The 12,620-nt window shown below is 31.0% G+C and carries 14 protein-coding genes and 1 pseudogene; 10 read left to right on the top strand and 5 right to left on the bottom strand.

Annotated features, from left to right (window positions below; translation table 11 throughout):
- Positions 1-262: 262 nt before the first annotated feature.
- Complete coding sequence (locus CVD18_RS18825) at positions 263-1,156, top strand: phospholipase A (protein WP_103867059.1); 894 nt, start codon at positions 263-265, stop codon at positions 1,154-1,156.
- Between the two features lie 8 nt (positions 1,157-1,164).
- On the opposite strand, the gene CVD18_RS18820 is transcribed toward CVD18_RS18825, so the two are convergent.
- Entirely contained in the window at positions 1,165-2,064 is a 900-nt protein-coding gene (locus CVD18_RS18820) for an EamA family transporter (RefSeq protein WP_103867058.1), read from the bottom strand.
- A gap of 116 nt (positions 2,065-2,180) precedes the next feature.
- Positions 2,181-3,566 (bottom strand): right-handed parallel beta-helix repeat-containing protein, encoded by a 1,386-nt coding sequence (locus CVD18_RS18815; RefSeq protein ID WP_103867057.1) that lies wholly within the window; start codon positions 3,564-3,566, stop codon positions 2,181-2,183.
- 282 nt (positions 3,567-3,848) lie between these two features.
- Here CVD18_RS18815 and CVD18_RS18810 point away from each other — a divergent pair, with 282 nt between their 5' ends.
- The 5 genes from CVD18_RS18810 to CVD18_RS18790 all read left to right on the top strand — a co-directional run bounded on the left by CVD18_RS18810 (position 3,849) and on the right by CVD18_RS18790 (position 7,060).
- Entirely contained in the window at positions 3,849-4,040 is a 192-nt protein-coding gene (locus CVD18_RS18810) for a cold-shock protein (RefSeq protein WP_103867056.1), read from the top strand.
- A 506-nt stretch (positions 4,041-4,546) separates the two neighbouring features.
- The gene (locus tag CVD18_RS18805) at positions 4,547-5,614 is read left to right on the top strand and encodes an ArsO family NAD(P)H-dependent flavin-containing monooxygenase (RefSeq protein ID WP_103867055.1); all 1,068 of its coding nucleotides are present in this window, start codon (positions 4,547-4,549) and stop codon (positions 5,612-5,614) included.
- 64 nt (positions 5,615-5,678) lie between these two features.
- Positions 5,679-6,056 carry a VOC family protein gene (locus tag CVD18_RS18800; RefSeq protein ID WP_103867054.1) on the top strand — a complete coding sequence of 126 codons (378 nt, stop codon included), beginning with the start codon at positions 5,679-5,681 and terminating at the stop codon, positions 6,054-6,056.
- Between the two features lie 9 nt (positions 6,057-6,065).
- Entirely contained in the window at positions 6,066-6,638 is a 573-nt protein-coding gene (locus tag CVD18_RS18795; RefSeq protein ID WP_158250504.1) for a pentapeptide repeat-containing protein, read from the top strand.
- A gap of 29 nt (positions 6,639-6,667) precedes the next feature.
- Positions 6,668-7,060, top strand: coding sequence for a DUF2809 domain-containing protein (locus CVD18_RS18790; RefSeq protein WP_103867052.1), 393 nt, complete (start codon positions 6,668-6,670; stop codon positions 7,058-7,060).
- 14 nt (positions 7,061-7,074) lie between these two features.
- Here CVD18_RS18790 and CVD18_RS18785 read toward each other — a convergent pair whose 3' ends face one another.
- Positions 7,075-8,562 carry a PLP-dependent aminotransferase family protein gene (locus CVD18_RS18785; RefSeq protein ID WP_103867051.1) on the bottom strand — a complete coding sequence of 496 codons (1,488 nt, stop codon included), beginning with the start codon at positions 8,560-8,562 and terminating at the stop codon, positions 7,075-7,077.
- Between the two features lie 84 nt (positions 8,563-8,646).
- Here CVD18_RS18785 and CVD18_RS18780 point away from each other — a divergent pair, with 84 nt between their 5' ends.
- The 3 genes from CVD18_RS18780 to CVD18_RS18770 all read left to right on the top strand — a co-directional run bounded on the left by CVD18_RS18780 (position 8,647) and on the right by CVD18_RS18770 (position 10,261).
- Positions 8,647-9,309, top strand: a complete 663-nt coding sequence (locus CVD18_RS18780) for a pyridoxamine 5'-phosphate oxidase family protein (protein WP_103867050.1) — start codon at positions 8,647-8,649, stop codon at positions 9,307-9,309.
- 183 nt (positions 9,310-9,492) lie between these two features.
- Positions 9,493-9,942, top strand: coding sequence for a pyridoxamine 5'-phosphate oxidase family protein (locus tag CVD18_RS18775; protein WP_103867049.1), 450 nt, complete (start codon positions 9,493-9,495; stop codon positions 9,940-9,942).
- A gap of 13 nt (positions 9,943-9,955) precedes the next feature.
- Entirely contained in the window at positions 9,956-10,261 is a 306-nt protein-coding gene (locus CVD18_RS18770) for a DUF1272 domain-containing protein (RefSeq protein ID WP_103867048.1), read from the top strand.
- A gap of 3 nt (positions 10,262-10,264) precedes the next feature.
- On the opposite strand, the gene CVD18_RS18765 is transcribed toward CVD18_RS18770, so the two are convergent.
- On the bottom strand, positions 10,265-10,939 hold the full coding sequence (locus CVD18_RS18765) for a sterol desaturase family protein (protein WP_103867047.1): 675 nt from the start codon (positions 10,937-10,939) through the stop codon (positions 10,265-10,267).
- 273 nt (positions 10,940-11,212) lie between these two features.
- Between CVD18_RS18765 and CVD18_RS18760 the strand changes: the two genes are divergently transcribed.
- Positions 11,213-11,779, top strand: coding sequence for a hypothetical protein (locus CVD18_RS18760; RefSeq protein ID WP_233194593.1), 567 nt, complete (start codon positions 11,213-11,215; stop codon positions 11,777-11,779).
- 1 nt (position 11,780) lies between these two features.
- Here CVD18_RS18760 and CVD18_RS18755 read toward each other — a convergent pair.
- Positions 11,781-12,434, bottom strand: a pseudogene (locus CVD18_RS18755) (NAD(P)/FAD-dependent oxidoreductase); the annotation flags it as partial.
- Positions 12,435-12,620 lie beyond the last annotated feature (186 nt).

Raw genomic sequence — 12,620 nt, 5'->3', positions numbered from 1 at the left:
AACTGCGGGACTTCCTTTCAAAGTCAATTTCTCAAGTTCTGCCGCCAATAAAGCCTGATCTTCAATGGATAACTTACCTATTTCAACTTTTATCTTTTCTAAATCCATGAATTAAAGATACGAATAATAGAAATTATAAACTAGAGCGTTTTTATTCTATGAGTAGCTCTAAATGAGAAATCTAAGTATAGATCATCTTGTACTACTGAATAGAAGTACTTTTTTAGTACTTGTTTGTGTGTTTTTATCTTAATTTGCACTTATGAAAACATTCATTTCTCTCTTTATAGTAATTTTTTGCAGCTCGTTTATTCATGCACAAAAATTGCTAGATGATTCTGGCGAAAGTTTGACAGAGCGTTGGCAAATCCACAATAACTCTACCAAATTATTCAAAATAATACCGTATAAACCCGTCTATTTCTTATTGGCTAATTATACATCAGATATGAATAATCAACCAATGAGCGGTAATTTACTTAATTCTGTAGAAGAACCTTCTGATTTTTTTAATACAGAATTAAAATTTCAGCTGAGTTTTAAGACCAGAGCAGTACGCAATTTATTCGGTAAAAAAATAGGTGGAGATTTGTGGGTGGCATACACTCAATCTTCGAGATGGCAATTATATAGCCCTCATATTTCCAGACCTTTTAGAGAGACCAATTATGAGCCAGAAGTTATGTTGGTTTTTCCAACTCCATACAAGTTTTTTGGAATTAATGGCACATTTGCAGGAATTGGGATTAACCATGAGAGTAATGGAAGATCAAATCCTTTATCTCGAAGTTGGAATCGAGTTGTAATGCAATTAGGATTAGAGACTCCTTCTTGGAGTGTAGTATTACGTCCATGGTGGCGAATTCCAGAAGATCCTATAGAAAATAATAACCCTGGAATAGAAAATTACATAGGACGCATGGAGGTACTATCTGCATTTTCTAGAGGACGACATGATGTAAGTATTCAGGCAAAACATTCGTTGCGTGGAGGTAGCAAGAGTAGAGGGAGTGTTACATTGGATTATGCAGTTAGAATATTGGGGCATTTGCAAGTTCATGCTCAACTATTTCACGGATATGGAGAAAGTCTTATTGATTATAATCATAAACAAACCACTTTTGGAGTAGGTTTATCTCTTTTACAATGGAGATAAATACTTAATTAAGAATACAAAATCAGAAATACACCCATCATAATACCCAATAAAGGAATTAACTTTTTGCGTTTATTTTTCTCTTTAAATACTAGACCACCAATGACAACTGCAATTAGTATCTGACTTCGTTTTATCGCAGATAACAACATAATTAATGCATCAGGGTCTTGAAGTGCTTTATAATAGAAATAATCTGCAGCCTGTAATAAAACTCCAACAGCAGGAATACTCCATCTCCATTTAAATGCTTTTCTTTTTTCTTTATTAGGAAACCAAGTAATCGATAAGATGATTAGTAGAATTATACTCGTATAGAAACAAAACCAAAATTGTAATGTTTGCGGGTTTAATAGTAGGTTCTGAATCAGGAATTTATCATACAATCCGCTAGAAGCTCCTAAGAAAGTAGCACCCATAATTGCAAAAACCCATTTGTTCTTTTTAAAATTTATACCTTCTTTTTTTCCAATTTTAGAATACAGTAATACAGAAAAAATAATAAGGAAAAAACCTATCCATTGTAAAAAGTTAGGCTTTTCCTGATAAATTAAAATCGCACCTATAAACGTAAAAAAAGGACCTGCTGAACGTATAGGAGTAACAATCGTAATAGGTAGATGTTTTAAAGCTTGATATGCTAAAACCCAAGATCCAGCCATAATCATTGATTTTATAAAAATAAAACCATGAATTTTCCATGAAATATCAGTAATAGTAAACCCAATTTTATTAATATAATCAGGGAAATAGACTGAGCCAATAAAAACCGGAAGTAGTATTAAAAAACCAGAACCTATTGTACCCAACAGCACAGGGAACACCTCGTTTCCTTGTACTGCATGCTTTTTACATAAGTTGTGTAATCCTAAAAATAAAGCTGTCAAAAGACCTAAATACATCCACATGGGCGCGAAGATAAGTTTTTAAACAACTTTGCAAAATGAAGTATTTATAAAAGTTAGTCTAGAGAAATTTATTACAGATAACACATAGGTTTGTTTATATATGTATCAAATAGTTGTTACCAACCATCCAGTACACATTGCATAGTGTATGTTGTGGTTTCTGATAAAGGTATTTCCTCTAGCGTATCTTCTAGAAGATTACCACTAGCAGAACCCGTAACTTCTTTAAAACGATATGACCAGCAAAACCTTAAGTTAGGATGTTCTTGAGAATAAGTAACTAGATTATCAATTAATACTACATTTTTAAAATCACTAAAAGCTACAAAATACCCAAGGAATTTATTACGTCGAACATCTGCATCAGCACTTTTATACATATACATACCACAATTATTACAAACATTATCATGTACATAAGTGGCTCGGTTATGCCCTTTATCACCACCACTTGAGTATTGAATGTACCCTAATCGTCCATTAACTGATCCAGAATCCATAGTAATGGTATTTCTAGCAATAATAGTATGAGTTTTATGCCAACTTACTATAGGGCCATCTACATAAGTATTTCCATCACCCTGTTCCATAATATTATCCAGAATATACACATTTTCTCCACTGGTATTTACAATATCACCACCAGTATTGTGATGAAAATAGTTTTTATGAATTAATATATCTTCATCTATACGTCCAGGGCCTTCAATATCAACACCAAATTGAGGAGTTGTACCATTAATATGGTGTATCTCATTATCCTTTATTTCAATACGAGTACCTCCAACTATAGAAATACCTTGTCGTCTGTTGTTATAAATAGTATTATCTATAAAAGTGACATCATTTGCATCTAGTACCAAAGAACCATCTCCTGTCAGATTATGAATAATCATGTTTTTTACTAATACCTGATTACTTTTATTCCAAACGCAAATACCATGACCTTCATCATGAGCAGTTTTTCCATCATTTTCACGAGGTGTAAAAACATGTGTATCTCTATCACCTTTTATAGTACCATCTCGAATAATAATATTATCTCCTTTGAGGCTGATAACACAATAGTTCCATTTATTATTGGTGTCAATTTCTAAAATAGCACCTGGGCTGAATACAAATTCAGTATTTTCATAGATTTCTATCCCTCCTTGGTAAATAGTATTTACATCTTCCCCTACCAAATATTCTCCAGTAGGTAGTATAACTCTACTATATCCTTCTTGGTGAGCCCAATCTATTGCCGCTTGTAAATTTGCCGTAGTTTTAATTGCATCTGTTCTATTATTAGGAATATCCCAACGAGCCAAATCAATAATATACTCTTGATCATTGGACATAGTAGGTAATTGTATATCAAAAATAATTTTTGGTAATCCGTTTTCGTCTAAATCTTCAGAACTGGTTCCATTTCCAGAATCATTAGTATCTATATCTTCATTACTACATGAAGCAATAAAAATCATAGCAAGAATTAGTAGGTAATTTGTTAGGTTTTTCATGAAAGAGTGTAAAAAATAAGTTAGTTTATGGTTTACAATCTATTAAAATCAATTGATAATGACAAGTAATAGGGTGTGATATATAACAAGAACCTCAGAAGTTATTTCTCTGTTATTTGACCGTAAACACACTGATTCTCTGAGAATTTAAAAGTCTTTTTTATAAAAAAAAGTATAAATAAAGAGTTTTTTAAAAAAATTAATGGATTATTTTGTTATAAATCAAATAATTGGCACCATCTTTGCAAAACTAATAGTATTATAAATTTTAATTAAATTACAATGAGTAAAGGAACAGTAAAATTCTTCAATGACGCTAAAGGTTTTGGTTTTATCACTGAAGAAGGTGCTAACAAAGATCACTTTGTACACATTTCTGGATTAATAGATGAAATTCGTGAAGGCGATGAAGTTGAGTTTGATCTAAAAGAAGGAAACAAAGGATTAAATGCAGTAAACGTAAAAGTTATTTAATACATATACTTTCAAGTTTAATTTTAAAAGCTCATCATATTGATGGGCTTTTATTGTTTATATTAGTATACTTTCTCATTTTATGAAAACATGTTAGCAAAAATACCAAGTGCTTATTTTAAACCTAATAATGACTCTAGTAAAGTTAAAGGAATTGAGATTATTACAATAAAAAGTTTAATTCAAAGAAAAAAGATTTAGATCATCTCCCAGAAAAGGCACATCGGTTAGGTTTTTATTTACTAGTATTTTATATAGAAGGAGAGACAGAACATTTAGTTCATTTTGTATGATATAAGGTTCAAAAACATACACTATATTATTCATCAAAAGGGCGAGTAAATGCTTTTAAGTTCAACAATAGTCTGAAGGGGTATATTAAAGTATGCAAAAAATAGATAAAGAACTATTTATTAGAATCTATGCTATTGAAATTTCTTGAATGGAAAATCTATTTTTATCTTTGTTTATGATGACTATTCTAGACTACAACAAAATAAATTCGTTTGAGTAATAAGCAGGCACAAATTTATGATACACTTATAATAGGAGGCGGGCAAGCAGGACTTTCGGTTGCTTATTTTTTACGCCGTCATAAGTTAGTGTACCTCATTTTGGATGATCAGAATGGGGCAGGTGGTTCTTGGCAACAAACATGGGATAACCTAAAACTATTTTCCCCAACAGACTATAGCTCACTTTCGGGTTGGAGAATGCCAAAAAGTAAAAATGAATACCCAACTAAAGATGAATTTATTAATTATCTCCAATTATATGAATCAAGATATAATATCCCGATAAAAAGAAATATAAAAGTAACCAATGTTGTCAAAATGAATGGAAGGTTCAAAGTAGAAACAAATAATGGGGTGTTCTTTTCAAAAACCTTGGTAAGTGCTACAGGAACAGCTCAAAAACCTTTTATTCCAGCATATAGTAATCAAAATATATTCAAAGGAAAACAATTACATTCTATACATTATAAGAATACCAACGATTTCATAAGAAAAAAAGTATTAATTGTAGGAGGAGGAAATTCAGGAGCACAGATTTTGGCTGAAGTTTCAAAAATAGCAGAAACTCAATGGGTAACTCTAGAAGCTCCGTCTTTTTTGCCCGATGATATTGATGGCCGTTATTTATTTAATGTTGCTACCCAAAAGTTTCTAGGTGATACCAAAGAGAATACAGATAATGTTATCAAAACTTCTTTAAGCAATATTGTTGTTGTAGAAAGCGTAAAAGGGGCTAGAGATAGAAATGTACTACAAGCCAAACGCCCTTTTAAATCATTTTATAAACATGGTGTTATTTGGGAGGATGATAGTAAAGAATCTTTTGATGTTGTGATTTGGTGTACAGGATTTAGGGCAAATTTAGATCATTTACAATCATTAGGGCTTATAGAAAATACTCGTATTAAAACACAATATACTCGTTCTATAAAAGAACCTAACCTTTGGTTGGTAGGTTATGGTAATTGGACAGGGTTTGCCTCTGCTACGATTTATGGCGTTGGTAAAACAGCAAGGAAGACAGTTAAAGAAGTTGTTAACGCCCTAAATGATAGATAAATTTGATTTTAATTGATAATAATTAACACATCTTAGTTTTTGTTAAGATTGTAAAGACTAAAAAATGAATCTCAATCAAATTACAGTACCGTCACTAGATGTCTCAAAATCCATTACTTTCTATAAAAAATTAGGATTACACTTTATTGTAGAGTCTTTACCTCATTATGCTCGTTTTGAATGTAAAGAGGGAGGAGCTACTTTTTCTATTCATCAAGTAGAAAAAACACCCATTATAGATGGAATATACATATATTTTGAAATTAAAGAATTAGATCAAGAAGTGACTCGTCTTATTACCAAAGCAATTCAATTCTATCAAATGCCAACAGATCAGCGTTGGTTATGGCATGAAACCAGGTTAAAAGACCCTGATGGAAATCAAATCATTTTGTATTTTGCAGGAGATAATAGAAAGAATCCACTTTGGAGAATCAATTAACCTATGAATATGAGTAAGCCAATTATAGATATGACTTTTGAAAATAAGGATTTTTCTGAACAAAAACTTCCTTCTAAGGAATATGACAATTGTATATTTATTAACTGTGATTTTACGAATACAGATATATCTGTAGTTTCTTTTTTAGAATGTAGGTTTGATACTTGTAGCTTTAATAAAACACTTAATAAAAAGACATCTTTTCAAGAGGTAATTTTTTACTCTTGTAAAATGTTAGGAATGAATTTTAGTAACTGTAGTGACTTTTTGTTTCAAGTAGAGTTTGATCGTTGTCATATGGATTATACTTCTTTTTATGATTTTCCTCTCAAAAATACATTGTTCAATCATTGTAGTTTAAAAGAAGTTGATTTTACAGCAGCAAATATTAGTGGAGCTATATTAAATGAGTGTGATTTATATGGCGCTATTTTTGATACTACAATAGCAGAAAATGCTGATTTTAGGTCAGCCATCAATTATATTATCGACCCTGAAAGAAACAAAATAAGAAAAGCAAAATTTAATATATCAGGAGTATTAGGTTTATTGTCTAAATATGATTTAGAAATAGAACTATAAGTAAACATACATTATAATTTTTATACATAATGTTTAGATTCGAAAAAATATATTTTACCTTTACGGTATCTTTATTTCTTATAGAAGTTATCATTGCTGTTTTTATTGATGATGTTGTAATACGTCCACATATAGGAGATACTATATTTGTTATTTTGTTGTATTGTGCTGTAAAAAGCTTTTTTGAGGTAAAAACAATACCACTGGTGGTAGCAGTTCTTTTGGTATGTTATATGCTCGAGGTTTTACAGTATTTTGATATTATTGGTATAATGGGCTTGAAAGAGTATACATTAGCTCCTATTATATTAGGTAAATCCTTCTCTTGGTTGGATATAATTGCATATACTTTTGGTGCTGTAATGATAATTTGGTTAGAAAAGGAGAACAATTATAATAAGGATATAAAAGGTAATACATAGTAGCATTCCTGCTATTATGGTTCAATTAATTCAAACACTTTTACTAGCTTATCAATAGCCTGATGAATTTCTTGTTCATTTAGAGAGGCAAATCCCATACGAATACCATTATGTCCAGAATTATCATTATCATAGCGCCTCCAGTTAGTACTTAAGTTTAGGCCAATAGCAGTAGCTTTCTCAGAAACATCATCCCAATTATAAGAAGTATGCAATTTTACCCATACAGCCATACCACCTTTAGGAATTTCAAAATCAAAATAAAAGTTGAGTTTTTCTTCTAGTAATTTACAAAATAGATCTCGACGAGATTTATAAATTTTAAGTACTTTACTACAATGTCTTTGTATATCTCCTGTAGTAATCATTTGACTCAAGGTTTGTTCTAATATAGTATCTCCTTGACGATCAATAATTCGCCTTAATCTGGCTGCTTCTTCAACAAAATCAGTAGGAGCAACGAGATATCCAATTCGCATTGAAGGAGCAATAAGCTTGGTGAAACCACCTATATAAATTACATTTCCATCCTCATCATTACTAGCTAGTGGCAAGATAGGAGCATTACTATAATGAAAATCATAATCATAATCATCTTCTATAATAGCAAAATGATACTGTTGTGCAAGTTGTAATAAATGCATACGCCGTTTAGCAGATAGGGTTACAGTAGTTGGGTGATGATGATGAGAAGTAACATATACAACATCAATCTTTCTGGTTTCACATAATTTTTTAAGAGCATAAGTATCCAACCCTTCCTTATCTACAGGAATATATATAATTTTACCTCCTGCTTCTTCAAACGTATTATCGGCAGTCATATAATTTGTATTACCAACAACAATAAACTTATTTTTAGAGGATAGTAATAATTGACTCACCAAATAGATTCCCATCTGGCTACCACGTGTAATTAAAATATTGTCTATAGTAACACGTAACCCTCTGGTTTGATTAAGAAAAGTTGCCAGAGTTTTTCTAAGGTCCAGATTACCATATATAGAACCATAAGTCAATAACTCTTGATAATGTGTTTTCTTGGTAATATTTCTATACACCTTGGCAATTTCCTCAATAGGAGCTAGCCTGTGGTCGGGTATTCCATCATCAATTTTTATAGAATGTTGAGCAACATTAGTAGGTCTACGTACCAGATGTGGTCTGGTGGTATAAGAAAAATTACTTTTATTTTTTGTTTTAGATTTGGTTACCGATAGATCAAAGTTTTTAGGTTTGATGACAGGTAATGATGCCATTACAAAAGTTCCTCTAGCAGGAATTGTTTCTATCCAACCTTGAGATGCAAGCTCCTCATATGCAGCAATAACAGTTTTGCGGTGTATGTTTAAGTCATCTGCTAATTTCCTAGACCCTGGTAATTTTGTAGACGGAGGCAATTTTCCAGATTTTATAAATCCGATAATCTGATCACATAGCTGTAAATATAAATTACGAGTATGGTTACGAACAAGTATAATATTATTTTTAAAAGGAAACATAACTGGACTATTAGTTTTGTGCAAACTGGATTATTATAGCACACCATAAAACTATTATTTTTGATCAAGAAATAAAAGGAAATTATGGGAGAATATTCAATATCAAAACTCAATAAAGTAATTCGTGGCTCAAAAAGAGCAACTTATGATGTGACAAGTATTCATAAAATATTAGATGATGCATTTTTATGCAATATTGGATATGTATATGATGATAAAGCAATTGTTATACCTACAGCTTATGGTAGAATAGATGATAAAATATACATACATGGCTCATTAAAAAATCGAATGATGTTGAGTTTACTCAAAGCAGGAGAAGCTAGTGTATCTGTCACACATTTAGATGGTTTAGTATTGGCACGATCTGCATTTCATCATTCTGCAAATTATAGATCGGTCAATATTTTTGGTAAAGTAAATAGAGTAGATGATCCTGACACAAAAATGGACGCTTTAAAATGTATATTAAATCATATGGTTCCAGGACATTGGGATAATGTGCGATATCCTAATGATAAAGAGTTTAATGCTACTTTGATATTAGAGATTTCTATAGAAACAGCATCTGCAAAAGTTAGGGCAGAAGGAGTAGTTGATGAGCAAAAGGATCTAGAGCTACCAATTTGGGCAGGAATTGTACCATTAAAAATGGTAGCAGAACCAGCAATCTCTGATCCAGCTTTGGATAAAGGAATAAAAATACCAGATGCGGTACTTAATTATGTAAAAGAAAATACCTATTAAATTCGCTTTATGTATTAGAAAATCTATTTCATCTTGTAAGTTTTGTAAAAATGAATGTTACACTGTGTTTTTAAATTGAACCGTACGGTGCTGCTAAAATTAAGCCCCACCTTTTTATTGTACTTTCAAGCTTCATAACGAAGTTCTAATACATAAAGATGATTAAAATAAATCGTAAAAACTATGTTGACTGATGAAATAAAAATGTATATCGATAAAAGTGTTTTGTGCTGGTTGGCAACTTCATCAGAAAACAATATTCCTAATGTATCACCAAAAGAAATATTTACATATTATGGTGAATCTGAAATTATAGTGGCTAATATAGCTTCACCGCAAACGATCAGAAATATAAAACAAAACCCAAATGTATGTATCAGTTTTATAGATGTATTTATCCAAAAAGGATATCAATTAAAAGGGAAAGCAAGGATGCTGACAAAAGAGAATGCAGATTTTGAATCCATGAAAGCGTCTTTATCAATACTAACTAAAGGCAAATACCCTTTTTCTAGTATAACCAATATTTATATAGAAAAAGTGAAACCTATTCTCGCACCAAAATATATCATATATCCTGAAACGACAGAACAACAGCAAATAGAAGAAGCAATAAAACAATATAAACCATAAAAAGAACACACATATGTTAGAAATGAGACCCACTTGTGAAAATTGTAATAAAGCGTTACCTAATACTAGTAATGAAGCTATGATTTGTACTTTTGAGTGTACTTATTGTACGAATTGTGTAGATACAGTTCTTCATAATGTGTGTCCTAATTGTGGTGGTGGTTTTGAAAAAAGACCTACCCGACCAACAAATTGCTTTACTGGTGCTTGCATAGAAAAATATCCTACAAGTACCAAAATAGTGCATAAACCTATAAATAAAAGCAAGTTTGAAAAAGTTTTAGAGGTTTTCATAAATATAAACCCTCGTAAACGATAGTACTTATTTTTTAGGAAAGTACGTGCCAAAAATCTTATCCCAAATTACTGTATAAAAACCAAAGTTATACTTAGAATATTCATGGTGATTTTTATGAAAAACATTGTTTCCAAATACTAATGTAGCTCTATTAGAAGAAGTGTTTAGGTGTGATAATAGACCTATTAACCAATTAAATACAAGAAAAACAATAAAACTGTATAAATTAAGTGGTAACAAATAGGGGATGATTGTCAATACAAAACCAAATAGAATAGCCTCAGCAGGATGCATTACATATAAACTGATCTCATTAAAATTATAATGTTCATGATGTGCTTCATGAAATAGTTTGAATGGCCAGATATAATGAGATGCATAATGAAATAAATACATCAAAATATCTACAACAAAAAAAAGTACTATAAAATCTCTTAAAAAATTGGTGTCAGTAAAAGTAATTTTAGAATTAATAAATAATAAATAACCTGGAATTGCAATAATTACATTGATGAACACTACCAGAATAGATAAAATAATATCGTTCTTTTCCAGCGGTAATTTTTTATGTTTATAGACAGAAGACCATACATAACTGGTCATGATTGTGAGTAAAAACATTATTATGTTAGCAACAAATAATACTCCCCAAAAAGACCATGGATTTTGTATATAATCGAGATATTTTGTAATAGACATTCTTAAAGTTGGGTTCTATTTCCTATTTTATAATTAGGAATTATAAAAATCATTGTAATATACGAATTTGCTTTTTTTAATGATATATCAGTATCCGACACCATGTCTGTTTTCTCCAAAATAAGGGTGAATTACTAGTACTGAATCTAAAATGGGATGGAGAAAAGTTGTTGCTAGAGAACTATAAAAGCAGAAAATAAATTTTGTTAAAAACTTGTTTTTACTTTCCCAAAAAAATGTGATTTCTTTGCCATCGGGAAAAAAAAGAAAAGATTGGAACAACAGGAAAAGGAACGCGTAAAAGTATATACACGATATAACTTTTTTAATAAAACATATTGTGTATTTAGAGGAGCTTCGTTACGAGAAATATCAAGACGAAAACCTAATTATAGGAGTGACTCAGGTAGTACATATTATTATACTAAGCATGGTGTCTATAGACTATCAAACCATTGGGGTAGAGCCGCAAATTGCCAATGGCGTTTGGTATCTGATTTACCAGTAGAGATAGATGATTTAAGATTAGGATTTGCGGATTGGTCAGATTTTAGAGAAAATCTTGATCCAGATGTTGATGCATATTATATTTCTGTAGATTTTGAATACAAAAAAGTAAGCTACATGCATAAAGATAACCCTGATTACGACCAAGAAGCTGTATTGCGTTCTGCTGATGCCACAAGAAAACTTATCAAACAGATAAAAAACCTTCTAGAGACTCATAAATGGGCAAAATATTATGAATATGATGACCTAGAAGAGTTTCGTGAAGAAGTAATCACAAGACTTATCAATAGTAATATTACGCTAAATGAATTAAGAAGAGAATTGGTCTAAATTAGATGTTTTTTCCTTTCATCATTTTATTCCAATATAGATAGGGGAGTCCTATTTTTTTGAATACCCAGAGCCTCCAATGTTCTTTATCACTATCAAAGATGAACATTCGTTTGAGTTTGGGGTCTGGTACAAATTGACTTTGGTAATCAAATTCTGCAAGAACCATTTTTCCGTATCCAGTAACCAAAGGACAGGAGGAGTAGCCATTGTATGATTTAACACCTAATTTATTTTGTCGTAGTAACAGTATAATATTGTCTACAATAACGGGAACTTGTTTTCTAATTGCTGCCCCAGTTTTGGCGGTGGGCAATCCAGCTACATCTCCTACACCAAATATATTTATAAATTTATTATGTTGTAATGAGTAATGATCCACATCTAGCCATCCTTCTTTATTTGCCAAAATAGAATCTTTTATAAATTTAGGAGCTGTTTGAGGTGGCGCAATATGTAATAAATCAAAAGGAATTGCTATCGTTTCAGGATTATTATTTGTAGTTGATGTAGCATCTTTGTTTATAATACATTTGTTCTCATCTGGGCTATTATTTTTAAAATATATAATTTTGTTTTCTGAATCAATTTTATATAAGGTATAAAAAGGCTTAAAATCAATACCATAACGTTTGATTACTTTCATTAAAGTTTTTGGCTATATTCTACTATATGACTGATTCAGTTGTTGTTTTCCAAATTTGCCATGCATTTTGTCCAGCAAGGGCATAGTAGGCAAAGGATTTGAGACGTTGGTTATTCTCTTTTATGCGTTCCAAGACCATAAACCAGTTCATATAATTCTGTAGATATTTAGTTGCCACTCCATTAAATGGTTTCA

The organism is Aquimarina sp. I32.4, from assembly GCF_002924285.1.
GTDB lineage: Bacteria > Bacteroidota > Bacteroidia > Flavobacteriales > Flavobacteriaceae > Aquimarina.
Note: the sequence above shows the minus strand (reverse complement) of the source record. Positions and strands in the feature narration are given on the sequence as shown.

Bases quoted from the DNA above. Each gene is read 5' to 3' on its own strand.
- CVD18_RS18785 (WP_103867051.1), bottom strand. From the start codon at position 8,562: ATGTTTCCTTTTAAAAATAATATTATACTTGTTCGTAACCATACTCGT.
- CVD18_RS18790 (WP_103867052.1), top strand. From the start codon at position 6,668: ATGTTTAGATTCGAAAAAATATATTTTACCTTTACGGTATCTTTATTT.
- CVD18_RS18775 (WP_103867049.1), top strand. From the start codon at position 9,493: ATGTTGACTGATGAAATAAAAATGTATATCGATAAAAGTGTTTTGTGC.
- CVD18_RS18820 (WP_103867058.1), bottom strand. From the start codon at position 2,064: ATGTGGATGTATTTAGGTCTTTTGACAGCTTTATTTTTAGGATTACAC.
- CVD18_RS18780 (WP_103867050.1), top strand. From the start codon at position 8,647: ATGGGAGAATATTCAATATCAAAACTCAATAAAGTAATTCGTGGCTCA.
- CVD18_RS18795 (WP_158250504.1), top strand. From the start codon at position 6,066: ATGAGTAAGCCAATTATAGATATGACTTTTGAAAATAAGGATTTTTCT.
- CVD18_RS18825 (WP_103867059.1), top strand. From the start codon at position 263: ATGAAAACATTCATTTCTCTCTTTATAGTAATTTTTTGCAGCTCGTTT.
- CVD18_RS18770 (WP_103867048.1), top strand. From the start codon at position 9,956: ATGTTAGAAATGAGACCCACTTGTGAAAATTGTAATAAAGCGTTACCT.
- CVD18_RS18810 (WP_103867056.1), top strand. From the start codon at position 3,849: ATGAGTAAAGGAACAGTAAAATTCTTCAATGACGCTAAAGGTTTTGGT.
- CVD18_RS18765 (WP_103867047.1), bottom strand. From the start codon at position 10,939: ATGTCTATTACAAAATATCTCGATTATATACAAAATCCATGGTCTTTT.
- CVD18_RS18800 (WP_103867054.1), top strand. From the start codon at position 5,679: ATGAATCTCAATCAAATTACAGTACCGTCACTAGATGTCTCAAAATCC.
- CVD18_RS18815 (WP_103867057.1), bottom strand. From the start codon at position 3,566: ATGAAAAACCTAACAAATTACCTACTAATTCTTGCTATGATTTTTATT.